The organism is Pseudoalteromonas sp. S3178 (genome assembly GCF_005886985.1).
GTDB lineage: Bacteria > Pseudomonadota > Gammaproteobacteria > Enterobacterales > Alteromonadaceae > Pseudoalteromonas > Pseudoalteromonas carrageenovora.
Map to the genome: position 1 here is coordinate 1 of NZ_PNCW01000494.1, position 230 is coordinate 230.

Sequence of the window (230 nt, forward strand, 5' to 3'; positions counted from 1 at the left end):
TAATAACAAGATAACAGACAAGGTTGGCGGTAATTTAACGCGCTTAAAAGATACGTTAAGCCAGCTCACATCAAGCTTGAAGCAATTTGAGCAAACCATGACTCAGTACCAAAAAGGTTCAGGTGTTATGGATCAACTGAGTAATACCCTTGAAGAACTTGAAAGTTTGTCAAATCGCTTAAAGCCTATTTCTAAAGGGTTGAATGAGCAACCTAATATGCTTATTTTTA

The 230-nt window shown here is 36.5% G+C and carries 1 pseudogene; it reads left to right on the forward strand.

The features are described 5' to 3' along the window. Window positions 1–230, forward strand: a pseudogene (locus CWC11_RS21890) (intermembrane transport protein PqiB); the annotation flags it as partial.